Genomic DNA, 21,433 nt, shown 5'->3' with positions numbered 1-21,433 from the left:
CATATTAGACGCTCGACAACTAACTTAGTTGTCGAGCGTCAAATTTCTGCGGAGGTCAAGGATGACATCACCCGCTGTACCCGTTGCGGTCCCGTCGAGCATCGACGAGATCACCGCGCGGTGGCTCACCGACGCGTTGCCCGCAGATGCGACCGTCACCTCGGTGCAGGCGCATCGGATCGCCGAGGACACCGGGTTCTCCGCGCGGCTGTATCGCGTGGCGCTGAGCGGCGATTCCACCCTGCCTGCGTCGGTGATCGTGAAGCTGCCCGCGGACTCGGAGGCGCGCGGCGGTATGGAACTGCTCGGCGGATACCGCAGGGAGCTGGCGTTCTACCGTCACATCGCACCTGAGGCCCCGATCTCCACGCCCGCCTGCCATGTGGCGCGCATCGACGGTGACACCTTCGTGCTGGTGCTGGAGGATCTGTGCGAGTGGGACAACGCCGACCACCTGGCCGGGCTGTCGATCGAACGCACCACGCTGTGTATCGCCGCGCTGGCCGATCTGCACGCCTGGTCGCAGCGGAACCCACAAACCGTTGGTCTGCAGGAGTTTCCGAATATCGACAACCCACTGACCCGCGACCTGTTCCTGCCGGCCTTCACCCCGGGTTGGCAGCTCTACCTGGAGAAGACGGGTCAGCCGGTGCCGCCCGCAGTGGCGCGCTTCGCGGACCGGTTCGCCGAACTGGCGCCGCAGGCACTGGATGCGCTGTCGCAGCGGACGATGCTGCTGCACGGGGACATCCGCGCGGACAATCTCTTCTTCCGGGGCGACGAGCTCAAGATCGTCGACTTCCAGCTCGCGGTGCGGGGTGCGGGTGCCGCCGATATCGCCTACCTGGTGAGCCAGGGACTGCCCACATCGGTGCGCCGGGGAAAGGACGATGCGCTGGTCCGTGAGTACGTTGCCGCGCTGAGAAGCCGCGGGGTCACCGACTACGAGTTCGAGCAGGCATGGCGGGACTACCGCTTCGCCGTCGCGCTGCTGCTGTTCATGCCGGTGGTGGCGCTGCTGACCTGGGATGTGGTGCCCGAGCGATCGCGACGGCTCTGCGTCACCCTGATCGACCGGGCAGTCGCCGCCATCGACGAGATCGCGGCACTGGAGGAGTTCGACGTATGAGAACCGCCCGTGAGGTCGTCGAGCAGTACAACCTGGTGGTGTGGAACGAGCGTGACTTCGCGCTGGCCGATGAACTGTTGGGGGACACCGTCACCCGTCACGACGTCGGTGAGGTCACGGTGCTGACCCACGCCGAGGCGGTCAGCAGGGTAGTGGACCACTGGGCGATGTTCGAGAGCATCCGGTTCGATCTGAACCTGGTGGTTGCCGGGGACGACGGCGAGCATGTGGCGATCGTGTACCAGTCGCCGATCAGGCTCACCGACGGCACCGAGACGACCATCGGCAGTATGGAGATCTTCCGGGTGATCGACGGGCGGATCACCGACGTCTGGAACTGTGGCTACAAACAAGGAGTGTGGGCGTGACCGAGAAGGTACTGGACGAGCTGGGCTACTACCTGCTGGCGGGAGCCGGCGGTGAGGGTCCGGCCACGCTGATGGACGAGGCCCGCCGCGGCGAGGAACTCGGATTCGGCACCGGGTTCATCTCCGAGCGCTGGAACGTCAAGGAGGCGTCGTCGCTCACCGGTGCCGCCCTGGCTGTCACGAGCCGCATGCAGATCGCCACCGCCGCAACCAATCACAACACCCGCCACCCACTCATCACCGGGTCGTGGGCCACCACCATGCACCGGCTGTCCGGTGGCCGGTTCACCCTCGGGCTCGGCCGCGGGATCGCGGCGATGTACGGGGCCTTCGGCGTGCCGCCGGTGACGACGGCGCAGATGGAGGATTTCGCTCAGGTGATGCGCCGGTTGTGGCACGGCGAGCTGATCTTCAATCACGACGGTCCGATCGGCAAGTATCAGCTGCTGTTCCTGGACCCCGACTTCAAGGAGGACATCCGGCTGGCGATCGTGGCGTTCGGGCCGCAGACCCTCGCGCTCGGTGGCCGCGAATTCGACGATGTCATCCTGCACACCTACTTCACGCCGGAGACCCTGCAGCGCGCGGTGAAGACGGTCAAGGACGCCGCCGAGCAGGCCGGCCGCAATCCCGACGACGTACGGGTGTGGTCCTGTTTCGCCACCGTCGGCGATCACCTGCCCGAGGAACTGCGGCTGAAGAAGACCGTGGCGCGGCTCGCCACCTACCTGCAGGGTTACGGCGATTTGCTGGTCAACACGAACGGCTGGGATCCCGCAGTGCTGCAACGCTTCCGCGACGACCCCGTGGTGCAGTCCATCGGCGGCGGAATCGACCACAAGGGCACAGCCGAACAGATCGAGCACATCGCCACCCTGATTCCCGACGAGTGGCTGGAACCGTCGGCGACCGGTACGGCGCAGCAGTGTGTGGACCGGATCCGCAAGGAGTTCGACTACGGCGCGGACGCGGTCATCATGCACGGCGCGACCCCGGACGAGCTCGAACCGATCGTGAGGGCCTACCGACAGTGATTTGTGGAGTTTTCGTCGGAACCATTCCGACGAGCACTCCACAAACCGCGATGTGGGGAACCGATCGACCGGATGCTGCGTCCAAATCAGTGTGCTGGCTGACCTACTGCGCGACCATGACGGCGTCATCACGCTTGCCCAGGCACAGGACGTCGGGCTCGGACGGGACGACGTGCACTACCGGGTGCGCACCGGCGCCTGGCGGCAATGCGCTCGTGGTGTGTACTTTGCGGATGACCGCGAATTCACCGAACGGGCACGAATTCGTGCCGGGGTGTGGGCTTACGGTCACCGAGCCGTCGCCAGCGGCCTGACCGGGGCCTGGTGGCAGCGCCTCACACAGTTCGCGCCCGAGATCGTCGAAGTGACCGTGCCGCGGGACTGCCGGCTGCGTCTCCAGCCCGGGACCAGGTTGCGTCGTCGCGATCTCGATCCGGCCGAGGTGATCGAACGGGACGACTTGCGCGTGACGGCGCTGCCACTGACGGTCGTCGAAGCCGCCGTTCGTCGCGGTGGGGGTGCCAAACTGATGGACTCCGCCCTGCAACGGCATGTCGAACTACCCGCGCTGTGGAAGGCCCACCTCAACAACACAGGCCGCCACGGTTCACCGGCCGCGCGACGCCTGCTGAGGGCTGCCGAGGACGGAACCCGATCCGCGGCCGAACGCCTGCTCGCGACGCTCCTTCGCCAGGCCGGGATCACCGGGTGGAAGGCCAATCACCGGGTGGCCGGGTACACAGTCGACTACGCGTTTCCCGACGCGAAGCTGATCCTGGAAGTCGATGGCTGGGCATTCCACAGTGACGCAGCCGTTTTCAATCACGACCGGGTGCGTCAGAATGCCCTTATTCTGGCCGGCTTCCAGGTGCTGCGATTCACCTGGCTGGACCTCACCGAGTACCCCGATCGCGTCATCGCGCAGATCGCACACGCACTCACGCGGTGACTTGTGGAGTTTTCGTCGGATTGGTTCCGACGAAAACACCACAAATCGCAGGGGCTAGGGGAGGATCACCGTGCGCTGCACCGGTTCGGCGGCGGCCTGACGGGCGCGCAGTCCCCGGCGCAACGCGTCGAGCAGCTGATCGCGGGTCTCGCGCGGGTCGATCAGCTCGTCGAAACCGAGATGGTCCGCGGACCGGAAGGACGCGGACAGTTCGGCATCGCGCAGCTGCGCGGACAGATCCGCCTCGGCGTGTGAGGCCTTCGACAACGCCGCCGCGCTCATCGCGCCCATGGTGGCCCCCGGGAAGGCGAACGTCGCCTCCTGACTGTCGAATCCCAACAGCGACATCACCATCGAGCCGAACCCGTAGGCCTTGCGCAACGTCACATGGAGCTTGAGCGTCGTCGCTGCCGTCTGCGCCGCGAACATCCGGGCACCCGCGCGCAGCACGCCGGTCCGCTCCGAGCGGCTACCCGGCAGCATGCCGGGGTTGTCGGCGAGGAACACGATGGGCAGGTGGAAGGAGTCGGCCACCATGATGAAATGCGCTGCCTTGTCGGCGGCGTCGGCGTCGATCGAGCCGGCCAGCACATTGGGCTGATTGGCGACCACGGCGACCGGGTGCCCGCCCAGGTGGGCGAGCGCGCAGATGATGGCCTTGCCGAACTGTGGCTGGACTTCGAACCAGTCGGTGTTGTCGAACAGGATGTCGAGCACCGAGCGCATGTTGTACACGCGGCGGTTGTCGCGCGAGATGATGTCGAGCAGTTCCGGGGTGGGCCGCGGTTCGGCGTCTTCGTCATAGGGCAGTTGGTCGGGATAGGACCAGGCGCTGGACGGGAAGTAGGCCAGGTAGCGGCGGATATCGTCGATGACGGCTTCATCGGTGTCGGCGTGGTTGTGGATCACCCCGCTGTGCAGCGCGACCGCCGGCCCGCCGAGGTCCTCCTTGGTGATGTCCTCTCCGGTGGACTCCTTCACCACCGGAGGCCCGGCGGTGAAGATGGCGCCCTGACTGCTCATGATGCGGAAGTCGCTGACCGGGGCGACCAGGGCGCCGTGTCCGGCCGACGGGCCCAGCACCGCGGCGACCGTCGGCACCCGGCCCGAGCACTGCGCCTGGGCGATGAGGTCGGTGGGGGTGCGGCCGTAGTGCGCGCCGGTGGGGCGGAACCCGGCGCCCTCGAGCAGCATCACCAACGGGATCTTGTCGCGCACTGCGAGTTCGGCCAGCCGGTAGCGCTTGGCGTTGCCGGTGGAGCCGATGCTGCCGGCCAGGGTGGTGAAGTCCTCGGCGCCCACCATCACCGGTGCGCCGTTGATCAGGCCGGATCCGGTGACGATGCCGTCGGCGGCGATCTCACCGCCGGCGAAGGTGCCGAATTCACGGAAAGTGCCTGCGTCCAACAGTCGGTCGATACGGGCTCGCACGTCCAGCTTGCCCTTGGCGTGATGCTTGGCGACGCGCTCTTCGCCGCCCATCGCCAGGCTGTGCTGACGACGGCGGTCGAGGTCGTCGAGCGTGTCCTGCCAGTCGGAAGCGTTCGTCATACACCGGTCCTGTTCTCGGTAACCGTCGTTATCCCTGTGACCATACTGATTGACCATACTGAATTGCTTACTGTAGCGTCCCCGGCATGGGTAATGTCGCCCGGCTGAGCATCGATCGCGGTATCCCGAGCGACCTCACCGTTGTTCCCGCGCGAGCCCGGGAGATCGAACTGCAGGGCTACGACGGCTGCTGGACCGGCGAGCTCGCCCATGACCCGTTCCTGCCGCTGCTGCTGGCCGCCGAACACACCTCCCGGCTGCAGCTGGGCACCAGCATCGCGGTGGCGTTCGCGCGTAACCCGATGCTGATCGCCAACCTCGGCTGGGATCTGAACACCTACTCCCAAGGGCGGTTCATCCTCGGTCTCGGTACCCAGGTGCAGGCRCACATCGAGAAGCGCTACGGAATGCCGTGGAGTCATCCGGCACGCCGGATGCGGGAGTTCGTCGCTGCGGTACACGCCATCTGGGCGACGTGGCAGGACGGTTCACGGCTGAGCTTCGAGGGCGAGTTCTACACGCACAAATTGATGACGCCGATGTTCACTCCCGAGCCGCAACCGCACGGGGTGCCGACGATATTCATCGCCGCGGTCGGTGATCTGATGACACGGACCGCGGGTGAGGTCGCCGACGGCCTCATCGCGCATGCCTTCACCACCCGCCGCTACCTCGACGAGGTGACCGCGCCTGCCCTGCAGTCCGGACTCGACGCCGCGGGCCGGTCCCGGGAGACCTTCGAGCTGTCCTGCCCGGTGTTCGTGGTGACCGGTGAGAACGCCGAGCAGTTCGAGGCCTCGGCGGCCGCGCACCGAAAGCAGTTGGCCTTCTACGGTTCGACGCCGGCCTACCGCAAGGTGCTCGAGCTGCACGGCTGGGGCGATCTGCACACCGAGTTGCACCGGCTGTCGCGGCTGGGGCAGTGGGACACCATGGCGACGCTGGTCGATGACGACGTGCTGGCCGCGTTCGCCGTCGTCGCCGAATTGCCCGATGTCGCCGACGCCCTGGTGCGGCGCTGTGCGGGTGCGATCGACCGGGTGCTGCCCGGATTTCCGGCGGGAATGTCGGAGAACGCGATCGCGACGGTGCTCGGTGATGTTCGAAAGTCATTGGCAGAGGACCAATCATGACCGACAGAATCGACGGCAAGGTTGTCGTCATCACGGGTGCGGCCCGTGGTATCGGGTTTGCGACAGCGCGCGCACTGCGCGATCGCGGCGCCCGGGTGGTGATCGGGGATCGTGATGTCGCCGTGCTGGAGAGCGCGGTGCAGTCCCTGGGCGGCGGTGTCGAGGGATATCCGCTCGATGTCACCGACCGGGACTCGTTCGCGGTCTTCCTGGACAAGGCGCGCGGTGGGGGTCCCATCGACGTGCTGATCAACAACGCCGGTGTGATGCCCATCGGCGGTTTTCTCGATCAGGGCGAGCAGGCGTTGAGATCGGCGATCGAGGTCAACTTCTACGGCGTGGTCACCGGTTGCCAACTGGTGCTTCCCGAGATGATCGAACGCGGAGGCGGCCACATTATCAACGTCGCGTCGCTGGCCGGTCTGATGCCGGTGCCGGGCCAGACCGTCTATGCCGGAACGAAATCCGCGGTGATCAGCCTGTCGAGCGCGATGGCCGACGAGTTCGCCGCGCGGGGCATCCAGGTCAGCGTGGTGATGCCGCCGTTCACCCGCACCGAGCTGATCGCGGGCACCGCGCAGACCAGGACCAACAAGCCCGTCGAACCCGCGGCGATCGCGGCAGCGATCGTCAGGGCGCTCGACAAGCCGAAGACCCATGTCACCGTGCCCGGTGGCATCCGGTTCGTGCTGGGCCCGATCGGGCTGCTCGGCCCGCGCGGCCGGCGCTGGGTGGGCCGGCGCTTCGGCACCGACAAGGTGTTCCTGGAATTCGACACCACCGCGCGGTCGGGATATGAGCAGCGGGCGCAGGACGCACTCGGCGTCGTGAGCACGGAACAACGAGGAGCAGACCGGTGAGCATTCCGACCATGGACGACGCAGCGAAGGTACTCGCGGATCCGAAGGCCTATACCGATGAGGCCGGACTGCACGGCGCGCTGACGCATCTGCGCGCCCACGCGCCGGTGTCGTGGGTGGATGTGCCCGGCTACGCGCCGTTCTGGGCCGTCACCAAGCACGCCGACATCATGGAGATCGAGCGCGCCAACGACATCTTCACCAACTCGCCGCGGCCCGTGCTGGTCACCAGGGAAGCCGATGAACAGCAGGCCGCCATCGGTATCAAGACGTTGATCCACATGGACGACCCGCAGCACCGGGATTTCCGCGCCATCGGGGCGAACTGGTTCCGGCCCAAGGCGATGCGCGCTCTGAAGGAACGCGCCGACGAGTTGGCCGTACAGTTCGTCGACACGATGGCGGCCGAAGGTCCGGAGTGCGATTTCGTGCAGCAGGTGGCGGTCAACTACCCGCTGTACATGATCATGACCCTGCTGGGCGTGCCGGAAGCGGACTTCGCGTCACTGTTGCGCTGGACGCAGGAGTTGTTCGGCAATGACGACGAAGAATTCCAGCGCGGCCAGAGCATGGAGGAGCGGGGGCTGGCGCTGCTCGAGATGTTCCAGTACTTCACCGAGCTCACCGCATCCCGGCGGGCGAACCCCACCGATGATCTGGCCTCGACCATCGCGAACGCAACCATCAACGGCGAACCGCTCGATGACATCGCCACCGTGTCCTACTACGCGATTCTCGCTGCGGCCGGCCACGATACGTCGAGCGCCARCATCTCCGGCGGCATGCATGCGCTGATCGAGCACCCGGATCAACTGGCCCGGCTGCGCCAGAATCCCGCCCTGATGCCGCTGGCCGTCGAGGAGATGATCCGGTGGACCACCCCCGTCAAAGAGTTCATGCGAACGGCCCAGCGCGACTATGAGATCCGCGGGGCGCGCATCGCGGCGGGAGACTCGGTGCTGCTGTCCTACGTATCGGCCAACCGTGACGAAGACGTCTTCGGTGAGCCCTTCCGGTTCGACATCGGCCGGGATCCCAACAAGCACATTGCCTTCGGGTACGGCGTGCACTTCTGTCTGGGTGCGGCCCTGGCCCGCCTCGAGGTGAACAGCTTCTTCTCCGCGCTGCTACCGCGGCTGGAGTCGGTCGAGTTGACCGGCACCCCGGCGCACGTCGCGACCACGTTCGTCGGCGGGCTCAAGCACCTGCCGATCCGGTACCGGGTGAGCTAGCAGCAGCGCGACTGCGGGTTGGCCTCGGTCGCCGCGTGGCGCATCCGCCAGTACTCCCGTTCGGTGGGCACCGGCGCACCGGGGTGCACACGATCGAGGTGCTCGACGTAGCGCCGGTAGTGGTTGTCGCCCATCAATGATGACCAGTACCAACCGATCTGGCGTGCGATTTCGGTAGCGCGTCCCATTGCTTTTGCACCTCCTTCTCGGCAGCGGTGGGGATCATCCCGGAGGGCGCGAAGATGCGCGAGGGCACCGGTTCGTCCTCGGTCAGCGGCCGGCCCGTGCCGCGGATCGCCTTGAGCGCCATGATGACACCCGCGGCGACCACGATGATCACCAGGACCGCGAACACGATCGACAGTGTGCCCTGTATGAAGGTGTTCCGGATTACGGCGTCGATCTGATCGGGATTCTTCGCGGCGCCGAACGTCGCCTGGCCCGCATCCTTGGCGTTGCGGTACTGGAAGTGCTGAGTCCAGTAACCGACCTTTGGGTCGCCGGAGAAGATCTTCTGCCATGACGCCGTCATCGTCACCACGAGATCCCACAGCAGCGGAACCCCGGGTATCCAGGCCCATTTCAGCAGGCCGCGTTTGATGATCACCACGGTGACGACCGTCAGGGCGATGGCCGCCAACAGCTGGTTGGCGATACCGAACAGCGGGAAGAGCGTGTTGATGCCGCCCAGCGGGTCGGTCACGCCCATCAGCAGGATGCTGCCCCAGGCGAGCACCACGACCAGACTGCAGATCCAGGCGCCGACCCGCCAGCTCGGATTCTGCAGCTTCTTCAGCGGACCGCCGAGGTTGCCCAGGGCATCGGAGAGCATGAAGCGCGCCACCCGGGTGCCCGCGTCGACGGTGGTGAGGATGAACAGCGCCTCGAACATGATCGCGAAGTGATACCAGAACGCTTTGAGGCTCTCCCCGCCGAACACCTGGTGCAGCACCTCGGACATGCCGAAGGCCAGGGTCGGGGCACCGCCGGTGCGGGAGACGATCGACTCCTCGCCGACACCGGCTGCCGCGCCGGTGATCTCGTCGGCGGTGATATCGGGCCCGGACAGTCCCAGCCCGTTGACGTAGTCGGCGGCGGTCTGCGCGGTCGTCCCGGTCGACGCGGCAGGCGCGTTCATCACGAAGTAGAGGTGCTGGTTGAGGATGGCTGCGGTGATCAGCGCCATGATCGCGACGAACGACTCGGTGAGCATGCCGCCGTAGCCGATGAGGCGCATCTGGCTTTCCTTCTCCAGCAGCTTGGGCGTGGTGCCCGAGGAGATCAGCGAATGGAAACCCGACAGCGCGCCGCAGGCGATGGTGATGAACAGGAACGGGAACAGGGAGCCGGCGAAGACGGGGCCGGTGCCGCTGGTGGCGAACGACGAGATCGCCGGCGCCTCCATGATCGGCCGGGCCACCAGGATGCCGACCGCCAGCAGTGCGATGGTGCCGACCTTCATGAACGTCGACAGATAGTCGCGCGGAGCCAGCAGCAGCCACACCGGCAGCACCGAGGCGGCCAGGCCGTAGATGATGATGCACCACGACAACGCCACCTTCGACAGCGTGAACCAGTCGGTGCCCCATTGGGTTTCGGCCACCCAGCCGCCGGAGACGACGGCGAGCAACAGCAGCACCACACCGATCAGCGACACCTCCGAGACCCGGCCGGGCCGCAGGAAGCGCAGATACAGGCCCATGAAGATGGCGATCGGGATGGTCATGGCGATGGAGAACACGCCCCACGGGCTCTCGGCGAGGGCGTTCACCACGACCAGCGCCAGCACCGCGAGCAGGATCACCATGATGACCAGCACGCCGACGATGGCCGCGGCGCCGCCCACCACGCCGAGTTCGTCCTTGGCCATCTGGCCCAGTGACCGTCCGCGCCTGCGCACCGAGATCGACAGCACCAGATAGTCCTGGACGCAGCCGGCGACCAGCGCGCCGATGATGATCCAGATGGTGCCGGGCAGATAGCCCATCTGCATCGCCAGCACCGGGCCGACCAGCGGTCCGGCTCCGGCGATGGCGGCGAAGTGGTGCCCGAACAGCACCCGTCGGTCCGTCGGCATGTAGTCGGTGCCGTTCTCGAACACCTCTGCCGGGGTGGCGACCTCATCGCGCGGCTTGACGATCTTCATCTCGATCAACCGGGCGTAGAACCGGAAGCCGATGACGTAGGTGCAGATCGCGGCGATGACGAACCACACCGCGTTGATGGTCTCGCCGCGGAAGAACGCGATGATCGCCCATGCGACGGCGCCCAGCACCGCCACCAATCCGAAGATGATGCGGTGCTTGGCGGTGATGGGAGACCGGTCGACGATCGCTACCGGCGGCAGATCCTTGTCGGTGCGGATGTAGGTGATGTCGCCGTCATGTTCTTCGAGGCGCTCCGGTGCGCGTGGTGAAGCCATGCGTTGATCCTTGCACCGGAGATAGGCCGCAACGGGACTTTCCGGTCATCCGTTGCGTTCGTAGTGTTCACGGACGGTGTCGACCGTGTCGGCCTGGGCGGCGTTCTTGTCGTCGCGGTAGCGCAGCACCCGGGCGAACCGCAGTGCCATCCCGCCCGGATACCGGGTCGACCCCTGCACACCGTCGTAGGCGATCTCCACGACCTGCTCGGGCCGCACCTTCACGACATAGCCGTCGGTAGGCCCGTCGGCGAGCTCGGTGAACCGCCGGGTCTGCCAGGCCAGCATCTCGTCGGTCATGCCCTTGAACGTCTTGCCCAACATGACAAAGCCCCCGGACTGCGGGTCGCGGGCGCCGAGGTGGATGTTCGACAGCGTGCCGGTGCGCCGCCCGGAACCCCACTCCACGGCCAGCACCACCAGATCCAGGGTGTGCACCGGTTTGACCTTCAGCCAGGCCGCGCCGCGCCGGCCCGCGGCGTAGGCGGCGGCCGGGTCCTTGGCCATCACACCCTCGTGGCCCGCGGCGAGCGTCGAATCCAGAAATTGTTGCGCGGCAGCAGGGTCTGAGGTGTGCAGGCGCTGCATCCGCTGCTTCTCGGGCACCACTTCGTCCAGCGCGGCGAGGCGTTCGGTCATCGGCAGGTCCAGCAGGTCCGTGCCGTCGCGGTGCAGCAGGTCGAAGAAGAACACCGACAGAGGCTCGCGGCCCAGCTCAACGGAGCGGGTACCGAACCGGGACGCGGTGACCTGGAAGCGGTGCGGCCGTCCATCGGGGCGCAGCGCGATGGCCTCCGCGTCGGCGATGAGATCGGTGACCGGGAGCGCCAGCGTGGCCGCGACGACCTCGGGCAGGCGTGCGGTCACATCGTCGAGGCTGCGGGTGTAGATCGAGACGGTATCGCCGGCGCGATGGACCTGCACCCGGGCACCGTCGAGCTTGGATTCGAACAGCGCTGTGCCGCCGAGTTTGTCGAGCGCGTCCCCGACCGAGGTCGCGGTCTGGGCCAGCATCGGTCCGATCGGGCGGCCGACCTGAAGGGTGAACTGACCCAGCGCCGGCTCCCCACCGCTGAGGGCGGCGGCCGCGACGACCGGCAGATCCCCGGCCAGCATGGCCGCTCGCCGCACCGCAGCCACCGGTACCGCGGCGGCCTTGGCGACGGCGTCGACCATGACCCCGGCCAGCGCCCCCTGGCGTAACTCGCCGGCCAGCAGCCGCCGTAGGAACTGCTGCTCATCAGCGGTGGCGGCGCCGAACAGCGCGCCGAGATGCTCCGCGCGACGGGCCTGCGAACCGGGCCCGGCCAGCCCCTTGAGCGCCGAGAACGTCGCATCGACCCCGTCCACGGTGAGGGTGGCGGTGGCGGCCGGGTCCGGCAGGGTGCGCAGCGAGGCCCAGCCGACGCCGATCTGACGCTGCGGCAGCTCCCCGGACAGCCACGCCACCACCACACCGATGTCGGCGGGGGTGCCGGCCGCGGACAGTACCGCCGCGACCCGGTTGACCTTGGCCAGGCGCGACGACAGGGAACCCACCTCCGTCGAGGTGGTCGCGATCTCGGCGAGCAGCATCGGTCCAGCCTGCCACCGCGCTCCGACACAAAACGAGGGAAAACGTGCTCAGCAGGCAGTTCAGTGGTTCCCTTAGAGGTGTGACACCGTGGAATCGGCCCGCCATCCGGGAGCGCCGTTCATGAAGCGAGGCCGTGAGCACGGCCGACCTTCCGTCGTGCTGCAACACCGGACGGTGTGGCAGGGCAGCGCGCTGCTGCTGAAACGGCCCGACGAGCGGTTCCCGGCCCGGCTGGCGACGGTCGAGGAAATGCTCGGACACCTCGATGCCGGGTTCGCGATACTGCTGGGCCGGACCACCGCCGCACTGCGGAACCTCGACACCGGGGCAGCAGTTCTCGATCACACGCATACGTTCGGCCGGCGCAAGCATTGCAGCCTGCTGCTCACGCACTGGATCTCCGACGACAACCGCGAACGGGCCGTGCATCGGCAAGCGTTCGTGGATGCCTATCGTGCGGGCGGGGTGCCGCCGCCCGCCGGCGTCATGCCCGACCATCTCGCGGCGGTGCTGGAGTTCGCCGCGCATGTCGACCCGGAGGGGGGCCGGCAGCTGTTGGTCGAGCACCGGGTGCCGATCGCGGCGCTACAACGGGCACTCAGCGACGCCGGTTCGCCGTACGCCCACGCCGTCGCCGCGGTCTGCGCGACACTTCCCGAGGTCGGCGCCGAAGAAGTCCGCAGCGTGCCCGGCAGCGGAGCGGCTGCCGAAACGGTTGGCACGCAACACGTTCACCTGGACGTTCCGCCGAACTGAGGACCTTTGGCCCTGTCGCGCACCCCCGTTGTCCCCGACACTGGAGGTCGACGCGGCGACACATGCACGCCGCCCCAGGGAGGTGGCCACGATGTCCGCTGTCACGACGCACGGAACGCAGCTCGACGTTCTCAACCGCAGGCAGTGCCTGGATCGGCTGGTGCAGGTGCGGGTCGGCAGGCTGGTGTTCACCGAGGACGCGTTGCCCGCGATCCAGCCCGTCAACTTCCGGGTATGGCGCGACGATGTGGTGATCCGGGTGGCCGGCGGGCCCAAGCTGCACGCGGCCACCGCCCACCAGGTGGTCGCCTTCGAAGCCGACGTGCTGGACCCTGACCTGCGCAACGGTTGGAGCGTGACGGTGGTCGGGCACGCCGAACCCATCACCGGGGTCGACGATCTGGTGGATGTCGCCGGCACCTTCATCGAGCCCTGGGCGCAGGGCCGACGGGATCATTTCATCCGGATCCGGACCGACCGGATGACCGGGCGGGAGTTCCGCGAGGCCGCTGCGCCGCGGTACCGGCCATGATGGAGTCATGCCGGTGGTGAAGGTGTTCCTGGTCGACGATCACGAGGTCGTCCGCCGCGGTCTCATCGACCTGCTCGGATCCGATCCCGACCTGGAGGTCGTCGGCGAAGCGGGCACGGTCGCCGAGGCGCTGGCCCGCGTGCCCGCCGCCCGCCCGGATGTGGCGGTACTCGACGTGCGGTTGCCCGACGGCAACGGCATCGAGCTGTGCCGTGACCTGCTCTCGGACCTGCCGGAACTGCGGTGCCTGATGCTGACATCGTTCACCTCCGACGAGGCCATGCTGGATGCGATCCTGGCAGGCGCCAGCGGGTATGTCATCAAGGACATCAAGGGACTCGAATTGGCAAGGGCCATCAAGGATGTCGGTGCGGGGCGGTCGCTGCTGGACAACCGGGCCGCCGCGGCGTTGATGGCCAACCTGCGCGGCGCGGCCGAACGCGATGACCCGCTGACCGGGCTCACCGAGCAGGAACGCACACTGCTGCATCTACTCTCGGAGGGCCTGACCAACCGCCAGATCGCCGCGCGCATGTTCCTCGCCGAGAAGACGGTGAAGAACTACGTGTCCCGGCTATTGGCGAAGCTGGGCATGCAACGCCGAACGCAGGCAGCGGTTTTCGCGTCGAAGCTGGAGCAGGGAGTCAGACCACCGAGAAGCTGACGGTGTGCCAGCCGGTGGCGCCGTCGGGGACGACGTCGGCCATCTCCTCGGTCTGCACATAGCCGGTGTTGTCGGTGGCCCGTACCGCGATCAGATGCGGCCCGGTCTGATCGGCCTGCCAGTCGAAACTCCACAGCCGCCAGGTGTCATCCGAGTACGCCGCCCCGAGAGTGGCCTGCTGCCAGGGGCCCTCGTCGATGCGGACCTCGACCGCACGCACACCGCGCGGCTGGGCCCACGCGACCCCGCCGAACCGGACCGGCCCGGCCGGGACGTCCTGCCCACTGCGCGGCACCTCGACACGGGACTGCGTCTTGATCGGACCACGCTCGGACCAGCCCAGCGGTGTCCAATAACCTTCGGCGCGATCGAATCTCGTCAACTCCAGATCGACCACCCACTTGGTGGCCGAGACGTAGCCGTACAGGCCCGGCACCACCAGGCGGGCAGGGTAGCCGTGTTCGATCGGCAGCGGCTGACCGTTCATCGTGATGGCCAGCAGCGAATCCCGATCGTCGGTCATGGCCTCGGTCGGGGTGCCCGCGGTGAACCCGTCGCTGGATTTCGAGAGCACCATATCGGCGTCGGGGGAGACCCCGGCCGCCGCCAGCAGATCCCGCACGCGGTACCCGCCCCAGACCGCGTTGCCGACGAGATCACCGCCGACCGGATTGGACACACAGGCCAGCGTCACCATCTGCTCGATCAGTTCGAACTGTTCGAGATCGGCGAAGGTGAAGGTCTTTTCGTTGTCGACCATGCCGTGGATGCGCAGTTTCCAGCCCTCACGCGACAGTTGCGGCACGCTCAATGCGGTGTCGATGCGGTAGAACTCGGCGTTGTCGGTGACGAATGTGCTCAGGTCGACGCCGGCGGGCTGAACACCGGGCGGCAGCGGCGGCGCGGGCTTGGCGATCTTCGGTGGGGTGAACGCCTCGCGGTCATCGGCCACCGAATGCACCCGCCGCGACCACACCGAGCCGACCGCCCCGCCGAGTACGCCGAGACCGAGCAGGCCGAGCGCGGCCAGCGACAACCGGCGGCCGGGGTCTGCTTCGGCGGATTCGTGGGCGGTCCCGTCGCTCAACCGCCCGGAGGTCAGGAAACGCAGGACCAGGATGCCGGCCACACCGCCGACCGCGGTCGGGATCACGTCGACCGGAGTGGATCCGGGGCGGGTCAGCACCGCCACACAGCCGGCCGTCGCGGCGGCGGCGAACATGACGCTGCCGATCGGGACCCGGCGCCGCTCGGCCAACCCGGCGATCGCGGCCAGCACGGCGATGGCCAGCAGCACCGCCACCGCCAGGAACAGCTTGTCGGAGGTGCCGAAGGTCTGGATCGCCCACTCCTTGACCGGACCAGGGGTCAGGTCGATGACGGTGGACCCGATGGCGTTGCGGGCGTCGGCGGAGGAGCCGAGCGGGACTGCCACCAGTGCGCTGACGCCGAGGGTCACCGCGGCGGCCGCGATTCCGCTGAGAATGCGGGTGCCGGGGGAGGGGGAAGTCACGCTGACCACGCTAGCCCAGCGAAGTTCCCGAAAGGCTTACCGTACTGTGACGTCGGAACGTAGCGTTACATTCTGACCGCTTTATGGAAAGGGAGCCAGATGGAGATTTCGGGTAAGAGGGCCGTGGTTGTCGGCGGGGCATCCGGCTTCGGGCGGGCCACCGTGGAGGCGCTGGCCAAGCGTGGCGCCAGCGTGGCGATCCTGGACCGGCCCCAGTCGAAGGGCAGGGAGGTCGCCGACCAGGTCGGCGGATCGTTCTACGAGGTGGACGTCACCGACTTCGACGGCACCGAGCAGGTATTGGCCAAGACTGTCGAAGACCTGGGCGGCCTGCACATCGCGGTGACCACCGCGGGCGGCGGCATCGGCGAGCGCACCGTCAAGAAGGACGGCCCGCACAGCCTCGAATCGTTCCGCCAGACCATCGATCTCAACCTGATCGGCACCTTCAACATCAGCCGGTTGTCGGCCTGGCACATGAGTAAGAACGACCCCGTCGACGAGGAAGCCGAGGAGCGCGGCGTCATCATCAACACCGCGTCCATCGCCGCGTTCGAAGGCCAGATCGGGCAGGTCGCCTACACGGCCGCCAAGGCCGCGATCGCCGGGATCACGCTGACGATGGCCCGCGACCTGGGCAGCCTGGGCATTCGCTCGCTGGCCATCGCACCGAGCCTGTTCGCCACCGGCCTGACCGAGGGCATCCCCGACGAGTTCGCCACCGTGCTGACCAAGGATGCGGCCTTCCCCAAGCGCCTGGGCAAGCCCGAGGAGTACGCCAAGCTGGCCATCGCGATCGTGGAGAACCCGATGCTCAACGGTCAGTGCATCCGCCTGGATGCCGGGCAGCGTTTCGCCCCCAAGTAGACGTTGCGGGTTCGGCGCGCCGGTGACCGCTGAGCGGTCGCGGGCGCGCCGAAATCGCATTGTGCGCATCCAATGCCCATTTTGCCGAAACACCCGTTAATGTTTGCCCATGAACATCAAGATCATGTTCGCGACGGCTGCCGCGCTGATGGTCGCGGCGTGCGGTTCTCCGCAGCCGGAGATCCCCTCGCAATCGGAGAAGAAGGCCTCCGCGCCGGACACCAGCAGCATCACCGTCGAGGGTGATGCCTCCACTCCGGTGAACCAGATCGCGATCCAGGCGATCGCGGATCTGGAGCAGTACTGGGCCGAGAACTTCCCGGCCCTCTACGACAAGGATTTCGAGCAGATCGCCGGCGGCTACTACGCCATCGACGACGGCAGCCCGGCCCCGCCGTGCACGACCGATCCCGAAGAGGTCTCCGGCAACGCGTTCTACTGCTCGACCGAGGACGTGGTGGCGTGGGATGCCAAGTACCTGTTGCCCGACTTGCAGTCCCGCTTCGGCGATTTCGTCATCCCGGTGGTGATGGCCCACGAGTTCGGCCACGCCGTTCAGGCCCGCTCGAACTTCACCGCCCGCACCGTCACCCGTGAACTGCAGGCGGATTGCTTCGCCGGTGCGTGGGCCCGGCATGCCAAGGACGACGGTGTCTTCGAGGTGACCAGCGCCGGCCTCGACACGGCGCTGGCCGGTGTGCTCGACCTGCGGGACAACCCGGGGACCTCGAAGACCGACCCCGACGCGCACGGTAGCGGCTTCGACCGGACCAGCGCCTTCCAGGACGGCTTCGACAACGGCCTGGATCGGTGCAAGGAGTACCGCGACGACGAGCCGATGGTGCTGGCGCTGCCGTTCAACAACATCGAGGATGCGGCATCCGAGGGTAATGCGCCGTATGACTCGATCGTCAACGGAGTGCCCTATGACCTCGAGGACTACTGGACGCAGCTCTACCCGGAGCTGACCAATGGTCAGGCCTGGACGCCGGTCGCGGGCCTGGAGGCCTTCGATCCGGCCGACCCGCCGATGTGCGGCGATCAGTCGACCGACGGTTACTCGCTGTTCTACTGCGTCCCAGACGATTACGTGGGCTGGGACAATGTCGAGACGATGCCTGAGGTGTACCGCCAGGGCGGCGACTACGCGGTGTCCACGCTGCTGGCCACCCAGTACGGACTGGCCGCGCTGAGCCGCCTCGGCGACGAGTCCGATGAGAAGACGTCCACCCTGCGCGCCGACTGCCTGGCCGGCGGCTACACCGCCAGCGTGATCCTGCACAACCGCGCCGAAACCAGTTCCTGGTCGATCTCACCGGGTGATCTCGACGAGGGCATCAAGGCGCTGTTGGTGTTCCGTGGCGACGGCGACGCCGACCGCCAGGGCGCCGGTTTCGACCGGGTGCGGGCGTTCCGCGAGGGGGTCATCAACGGCGCCGAAAGCTGCCTGAGCTACGAGAACTGACGCTCACCGATAGGTGTCGAAGCCCAGCTTGACCGCCAACGCCAGACCGGCGACCGCGATCAGCATGCGCAGCGGGGTGGCTGGTGCGTGCCGCACCACGATGGGGCCGAGTCGGGAGCCGATGAGGCAACCGATGCCCATCGCCGCCACGGCCGGCCAGTGCACCGGTGCGACGATCGCGAACACCACGGCCGCAGCACCATTGGAGGATCCGAGCACCACGTTCTTGGTGGCGTTGGCATCGGCGAGGGTCTTCGCGCCGGTGCGCAGGAACAACGCCAGCAGCAGCACTCCCGCTGCGGCACCGAAGAATCCGCCGTACACCGCGATGACGCCCACGGCGATCGCCTGCAGGGTGAGGTGCCGTGCCGTCGGTGCGTCGTCGGTGTCCTTGCCCCGGGGCAGCGCGATCGCCACCGCGGCCACCGCGAGCAGGATGGGCACCGCGTTCTCGAAACCCTCCGAGGGAATGGACAACAGCAGCACCGCACCCGCGAGACCGCCGAGCACGCCCACCGGGACGAGTCGTCTGAGGGTGGGAGCCTGACCCACCAGTTCGGGCAGCGAGCCGCGCACCGAGCCGAAGGCGTTGAACACCAGTGCGACCGTGTTCGTCACGTTGGCGGTCACCGGCGGCAGACCGACCATCAGCAGGGCCGGGTAGGTGGACACCGAGGCCAGCCCGGCGATGCTGCCGGTCAGCCCGCCACCGATACCGGCGGCGAACAGCAGCGCGATCTCGGCCCATGTCACCGGGCCATCTTTGCCTATCTGATTCGCCGGGTCGCTGCGCTCCCACCCGCCGCCACAAAGAAGTTGCGCGCACCCCGCCGACAGGTCTAACCTCGGCCACGTGATTCACCTTCTCGTAGTAGCCAGCACCCGCAGCGGGGTCTGATCCAGACCGACCCCCCGCTGTGGGTCGGAAGCTACTACCCGTCGGTCGCTCCCTTTGAGCAGAGAAGACCGGCACATGAACACGCACACCACCACCATCGCGAGCCCCCGCTTCGCGGACTTCTTCGACGCACCCCTGCCGCGCGGACTGCGTGACCTGGCTTCCGAAATGTCCTGGGATGACGTCGCGGACACCTTCGGTTCCAGCGCCGGGCCCCTGCACCTGGACCGGTGGGAGCGCGCCGATCGGACCCACGGGCGTCACGCACACACCTATCAGGCCACCCTTGCCATCGGCGAGCGCACCATCACGTCATCGGCCACCGCGTCGGGCCCGCTCGGGGCGCTGACCGCGATGCTCCATGAGCACGGCATCGCCGTCGAGATGCTCAACTTCCATCAGCTGCGCGCCGGCGGGCAGACCGCGACCTTCATCCGTGGCACCGACGGTTCGGACACTGAATGGGCGATCGGCTGGTCGGAATGCCCGAATCAGTCGGCGCTGCGGGCCGTCATCGCGTGCGCGAACCGGTTGATCTCGGCTTGCTGACAGGCGCAGAGAAAGCTAACGCAGCGCCCAGGCGCCGAACGCCACGGCAGCCGCGGGCACGCCGACCATCGCTGCGGCACTGAGCGGTGTGACCTCACCGCGGCCCAGCGCGCCGGCGGTGCCGTCGGCGACATCGCAGGCCAGCCCGACCCGCGCCCACACCCGGCGGCGTGAGCCGGTCGAGGCCACCGTGCCCAACCCGACCATCACATCGCGCACCCCGAACAACCGCCACAGGTAGCGCGCCTGACCGTCAGGGCGCGGGAAACCGAACAGCGACGAGGCCGCATCCGGTCGCACCCAGGCCAGGGCGCCGATGCCGATCCGCATGGCTGCCAGGGACACGATGCCCGCCTCGGCAAGGCGGGCGCCGCGGTCGGGGGCGGTGCTCATCAGAGCGGGCGCAGGATGACCGGCATGCCGTCCATGGGCACCGGCATCCCGGCGTAGTCCAGCTTCGCCTTGTAGCCGGGGTAGGGCGGCTCCAGCCGGTACTTGCGCAGCAACCGGTGCATGACGGTCTTGATCTCCAGCTGTCCGAAGACCATGCCGATGCACTTGTGCGCGCCGCCGCCGAACGGAGCGAACGCGTAGCGATGCCGCTTGTGTTCGTTGCGCGGTTCGGCGAACCGGTCCGGGTCGAACTTCTCCGGGTCGGTCCACAGTTCGGGCAGGTAATGGTTGATCGACGGCCAGGTCACCACGTTGGTGTTGGCCGGGATGAAGTGGCCGAGCAGTTCGGTGTCGCGCACCGTGGACCGCACGTTGAAGGGCAACGGGGTCACCATGCGCAGCGCCTCGTTGATCACCAGGTCGAGGGTCTCCAGCTTGTCCAGCGCCTCGATGTCGAGCGGCCCGTCCCCGAGTCGTGCGCTCTCTTCGCGACAGCGTTCCTGCCATTCCGGGTTGGCAGCCAGGTGATACACCATGGTGGTCAGCGTCGAGGTGGACGTGTCGTGCGCCGCCATCATCAGGAAGATCATGTGGTTGACGATGTCCTGATCGGTGAACGTGTTGCCGTCATCGTCGGAGGTGTGGCACAGCACCGTGAGCATGTCGGTGCCGTCGGAGTTGCGCTTCTCCTTCACCCGCTCCTCGAAGTAGTTGTCGAGCACCTTGCGGGCCTGCAGTCCCCGCCACCACTTGAACGGCGGCACGCCGGTGCGGATGATGGCGCCGCCCGCGCGGGTGGTCATGGTGAACGCGTCGTTGACCTTCGTCACCAATTCCTTGTCGCTGCCGGGCTCATGGCCCATGAACACCACTGAGGCGATGTCCAGCGTCAGCTCCTTGACCGCCGGGTAGAAGAGGAAGCGGGCATCGTTTTCCACCCAGTCATGGGCGATGACCGCCGACGCCACCCGGTCGATGTGCTCGACGTAGCCCGCGAGCCGGCTGCGGGTGAAGGCCTCCTGCATGATCCGGCGGTGGAACATGTGCTCATCGAAGTCGAGCATCATCAGCCCGCGGTTGAAGAACGGCCCGATGACCGGATCCCAGCCCTTCTGCGAGAAGTCCTTGTTGCGGTTGGAGAACACCGCCTGGGTGGCATCCGGCCCGAGCGCGGCCACGCTGGGCAGCGCAGGGGAGTAGGCGTAGTGCACCGGGCCGAACTTCTTGTACACCTCGAGCAGATACTCGGGCCCGGCCCGGAACGTCTCGATCATGTGGCCCAGGATCGGCACACCAGAGTCGCCCATCACCGGCTTGAGCCCGCTGCCGGCGGGCGGCTCGGCCAGCACGAACTGCTTGAAATCGTGCTGCCGCAGCCGCTTCTCGACCGACCCCAGGCCGGGCATGTTGTTCAGGGTGGGGGTGAGCTTGCGCTTGGCCTGATCGAGCAGATAGGCCGGAGTACTGACGGCGGGCTTGCTGGTGGTCGGCACTAGCGGGCCTCCTCAAACGGTTCGTGCGGACAGACCTGTGGTCGATGTC

General features: G+C 67.4%; 21 protein-coding genes. 13 read left to right on the top strand and 8 right to left on the bottom strand.

What is annotated here, in order from left to right; translation table 11 throughout:
• Positions 1–61 precede the first annotated feature (61 nt).
• The 4 genes from AC1DTF_RS12885 to AC1DTF_RS12870 all read left to right on the top strand — a co-directional run bounded on the left by AC1DTF_RS12885 (position 62) and on the right by AC1DTF_RS12870 (position 3,480).
• Positions 62–1,129, top strand: coding sequence for a phosphotransferase (locus AC1DTF_RS12885; protein WP_477474312.1), 1,068 nt, complete (start codon positions 62–64; stop codon positions 1,127–1,129).
• Positions 1,126–1,497: a nuclear transport factor 2 family protein gene (locus tag AC1DTF_RS12880; protein ID WP_477474311.1), complete on the top strand. Its 372-nt coding sequence runs from the start codon at positions 1,126–1,128 to the stop codon at positions 1,495–1,497. The genes AC1DTF_RS12885 and AC1DTF_RS12880 overlap by 4 nt, the downstream gene beginning before the upstream one ends.
• Positions 1,494–2,531 (top strand): TIGR03857 family LLM class F420-dependent oxidoreductase, encoded by a 1,038-nt coding sequence (locus AC1DTF_RS12875; protein WP_477474310.1) that lies wholly within the window; start codon positions 1,494–1,496, stop codon positions 2,529–2,531. Before AC1DTF_RS12880 ends, AC1DTF_RS12875 begins: the two co-directional genes overlap by 4 nt.
• Positions 2,532–2,622: 91 nt before the next feature.
• Positions 2,623–3,480, top strand: a complete 858-nt coding sequence (locus AC1DTF_RS12870) for a DUF559 domain-containing protein (protein ID WP_477474309.1) — start codon at positions 2,623–2,625, stop codon at positions 3,478–3,480.
• A 54-nt stretch (positions 3,481–3,534) separates the two neighbouring features.
• On the opposite strand, the gene AC1DTF_RS12865 is transcribed toward AC1DTF_RS12870, so the two are convergent.
• On the bottom strand, positions 3,535–5,031 hold the full coding sequence (locus tag AC1DTF_RS12865; protein WP_477474308.1) for an acyl-CoA carboxylase subunit beta: 1,497 nt from the start codon (positions 5,029–5,031) through the stop codon (positions 3,535–3,537).
• Between the two features lie 86 nt (positions 5,032–5,117).
• Between AC1DTF_RS12865 and AC1DTF_RS12860 the strand changes: the two genes are divergently transcribed.
• Genes AC1DTF_RS12860 through AC1DTF_RS12850 form a run of 3 tightly spaced genes read left to right on the top strand, consistent with a single transcriptional unit; the run spans position 5,118 to position 8,256 of the window.
• Complete coding sequence (locus tag AC1DTF_RS12860) at positions 5,118–6,164, top strand: LLM class F420-dependent oxidoreductase (protein ID WP_477474307.1); 1,047 nt, start codon at positions 5,118–5,120, stop codon at positions 6,162–6,164.
• Positions 6,161–7,024: an SDR family oxidoreductase gene (locus AC1DTF_RS12855; RefSeq protein WP_477474306.1), complete on the top strand. Its 864-nt coding sequence runs from the start codon at positions 6,161–6,163 to the stop codon at positions 7,022–7,024. Before AC1DTF_RS12860 ends, AC1DTF_RS12855 begins: the two co-directional genes overlap by 4 nt.
• Positions 7,021–8,256, top strand: a complete 1,236-nt coding sequence (locus AC1DTF_RS12850; protein ID WP_477474305.1) for a cytochrome P450 — start codon at positions 7,021–7,023, stop codon at positions 8,254–8,256. Before AC1DTF_RS12855 ends, AC1DTF_RS12850 begins: the two co-directional genes overlap by 4 nt.
• Here the strand turns inward: AC1DTF_RS12850 and AC1DTF_RS12845 are convergent.
• The 3 genes from AC1DTF_RS12845 to AC1DTF_RS12835 are packed head-to-tail and all read right to left on the bottom strand — an operon-like array spanning position 8,253 to position 12,253.
• Positions 8,253–8,444, bottom strand: a complete 192-nt coding sequence (locus tag AC1DTF_RS12845; protein ID WP_082614031.1) for a YbdD/YjiX family protein — start codon at positions 8,442–8,444, stop codon at positions 8,253–8,255. The genes AC1DTF_RS12850 and AC1DTF_RS12845 overlap by 4 nt on opposite strands.
• A complete protein-coding gene (locus AC1DTF_RS12840; protein ID WP_057166210.1) occupies positions 8,390–10,678 on the bottom strand; it encodes a carbon starvation CstA family protein in 2,289 nt (762 codons plus the stop codon). The genes AC1DTF_RS12845 and AC1DTF_RS12840 overlap by 55 nt, the downstream gene beginning before the upstream one ends.
• A gap of 45 nt (positions 10,679–10,723) precedes the next feature.
• Positions 10,724–12,253 (bottom strand): ATP-dependent DNA ligase, encoded by a 1,530-nt coding sequence (locus AC1DTF_RS12835; protein ID WP_477474304.1) that lies wholly within the window; start codon positions 12,251–12,253, stop codon positions 10,724–10,726.
• A 121-nt stretch (positions 12,254–12,374) separates the two neighbouring features.
• On the opposite strand from AC1DTF_RS12835, the gene narJ reads away from it, so the two are divergent.
• The 3 genes from narJ (at position 12,375) to dosR (ending at position 14,206) form a co-directional block, all read left to right on the top strand.
• A complete protein-coding gene (gene narJ, locus AC1DTF_RS12830) occupies positions 12,375–13,010 on the top strand; it encodes a nitrate reductase molybdenum cofactor assembly chaperone (RefSeq protein ID WP_477474346.1) in 636 nt (211 codons plus the stop codon).
• 91 nt (positions 13,011–13,101) lie between these two features.
• Positions 13,102–13,542 (top strand): pyridoxamine 5'-phosphate oxidase family protein, encoded by a 441-nt coding sequence (locus tag AC1DTF_RS12825; RefSeq protein WP_057166402.1) that lies wholly within the window; start codon positions 13,102–13,104, stop codon positions 13,540–13,542.
• Between the two features lie 13 nt (positions 13,543–13,555).
• Entirely contained in the window at positions 13,556–14,206 is a 651-nt protein-coding gene (dosR, locus tag AC1DTF_RS12820; RefSeq protein ID WP_477474345.1) for a hypoxia response regulator transcription factor DosR/DevR, read from the top strand.
• Here the strand turns inward: dosR and AC1DTF_RS12815 are convergent.
• Positions 14,187–15,719, bottom strand: coding sequence for a molybdopterin-dependent oxidoreductase (locus AC1DTF_RS12815; RefSeq protein WP_477474303.1), 1,533 nt, complete (start codon positions 15,717–15,719; stop codon positions 14,187–14,189). The two genes, dosR and AC1DTF_RS12815, sit on opposite strands and share 20 nt — an antisense overlap.
• Before the next feature lie 99 nt (positions 15,720–15,818).
• Here AC1DTF_RS12815 and AC1DTF_RS12810 point away from each other — a divergent pair, with 99 nt between their 5' ends.
• Together AC1DTF_RS12810 and AC1DTF_RS12805 are read left to right on the top strand one after the other, a co-directional pair.
• The gene (locus tag AC1DTF_RS12810) at positions 15,819–16,586 is read left to right on the top strand and encodes an SDR family NAD(P)-dependent oxidoreductase (RefSeq protein ID WP_477474302.1); all 768 of its coding nucleotides are present in this window, start codon (positions 15,819–15,821) and stop codon (positions 16,584–16,586) included.
• A gap of 109 nt (positions 16,587–16,695) precedes the next feature.
• Positions 16,696–18,051: a neutral zinc metallopeptidase gene (locus AC1DTF_RS12805; protein ID WP_477474301.1), complete on the top strand. Its 1,356-nt coding sequence runs from the start codon at positions 16,696–16,698 to the stop codon at positions 18,049–18,051.
• A 3-nt stretch (positions 18,052–18,054) separates the two neighbouring features.
• On the opposite strand, the gene AC1DTF_RS12800 is transcribed toward AC1DTF_RS12805, so the two are convergent.
• Positions 18,055–18,804 carry a sulfite exporter TauE/SafE family protein gene (locus tag AC1DTF_RS12800; protein ID WP_477474300.1) on the bottom strand — a complete coding sequence of 250 codons (750 nt, stop codon included), beginning with the start codon at positions 18,802–18,804 and terminating at the stop codon, positions 18,055–18,057.
• 220 nt (positions 18,805–19,024) lie between these two features.
• Here AC1DTF_RS12800 and AC1DTF_RS12795 point away from each other — a divergent pair, with 220 nt between their 5' ends.
• Positions 19,025–19,498, top strand: coding sequence for a homocitrate synthase (locus AC1DTF_RS12795; RefSeq protein WP_477474299.1), 474 nt, complete (start codon positions 19,025–19,027; stop codon positions 19,496–19,498).
• Between the two features lie 15 nt (positions 19,499–19,513).
• Here AC1DTF_RS12795 and AC1DTF_RS12790 read toward each other — a convergent pair whose 3' ends face one another.
• Together AC1DTF_RS12790 and AC1DTF_RS12785 are read right to left on the bottom strand one after the other, a co-directional pair.
• A complete protein-coding gene (locus AC1DTF_RS12790) occupies positions 19,514–19,891 on the bottom strand; it encodes a DUF4267 domain-containing protein (protein ID WP_057166216.1) in 378 nt (125 codons plus the stop codon).
• On the bottom strand, positions 19,891–21,384 hold the full coding sequence (locus AC1DTF_RS12785; RefSeq protein WP_477474298.1) for a cytochrome P450: 1,494 nt from the start codon (positions 21,382–21,384) through the stop codon (positions 19,891–19,893). Before AC1DTF_RS12785 ends, AC1DTF_RS12790 begins: the two co-directional genes overlap by 1 nt.
• Positions 21,385–21,433 lie beyond the last annotated feature (49 nt).

This window comes from Mycobacterium sp. P4_H6, from assembly GCF_056400845.1.
The sequence above is the reverse complement of the archived record's forward strand: the minus strand, read 5'-3'. Positions and strand labels throughout refer to the sequence as shown.

Coding starts and splice junctions, on each gene's coding strand:
- AC1DTF_RS12885 (WP_477474312.1), top strand. CDS start 62: ATGACATCACCCGCTGTACCCGTTGCGGTCCCGTCGAGCATCGACGAG.
- AC1DTF_RS12880 (WP_477474311.1), top strand. CDS start 1,126: ATGAGAACCGCCCGTGAGGTCGTCGAGCAGTACAACCTGGTGGTGTGG.
- AC1DTF_RS12865 (WP_477474308.1), bottom strand. CDS start 5,031: ATGACGAACGCTTCCGACTGGCAGGACACGCTCGACGACCTCGACCGC.
- AC1DTF_RS12855 (WP_477474306.1), top strand. CDS start 6,161: ATGACCGACAGAATCGACGGCAAGGTTGTCGTCATCACGGGTGCGGCC.
- AC1DTF_RS12845 (WP_082614031.1), bottom strand. CDS start 8,444: ATGGGACGCGCTACCGAAATCGCACGCCAGATCGGTTGGTACTGGTCA.
- AC1DTF_RS12840 (WP_057166210.1), bottom strand. CDS start 10,678: ATGGCTTCACCACGCGCACCGGAGCGCCTCGAAGAACATGACGGCGAC.
- AC1DTF_RS12835 (WP_477474304.1), bottom strand. CDS start 12,253: ATGCTGCTCGCCGAGATCGCGACCACCTCGACGGAGGTGGGTTCCCTG.
- narJ (WP_477474346.1), top strand. CDS start 12,375: ATGAAGCGAGGCCGTGAGCACGGCCGACCTTCCGTCGTGCTGCAACAC.
- AC1DTF_RS12825 (WP_057166402.1), top strand. CDS start 13,102: ATGTCCGCTGTCACGACGCACGGAACGCAGCTCGACGTTCTCAACCGC.
- AC1DTF_RS12810 (WP_477474302.1), top strand. CDS start 15,819: ATGGAGATTTCGGGTAAGAGGGCCGTGGTTGTCGGCGGGGCATCCGGC.
- AC1DTF_RS12805 (WP_477474301.1), top strand. CDS start 16,696: ATGAACATCAAGATCATGTTCGCGACGGCTGCCGCGCTGATGGTCGCG.
- AC1DTF_RS12795 (WP_477474299.1), top strand. CDS start 19,025: ATGAACACGCACACCACCACCATCGCGAGCCCCCGCTTCGCGGACTTC.
- AC1DTF_RS12790 (WP_057166216.1), bottom strand. CDS start 19,891: ATGAGCACCGCCCCCGACCGCGGCGCCCGCCTTGCCGAGGCGGGCATC.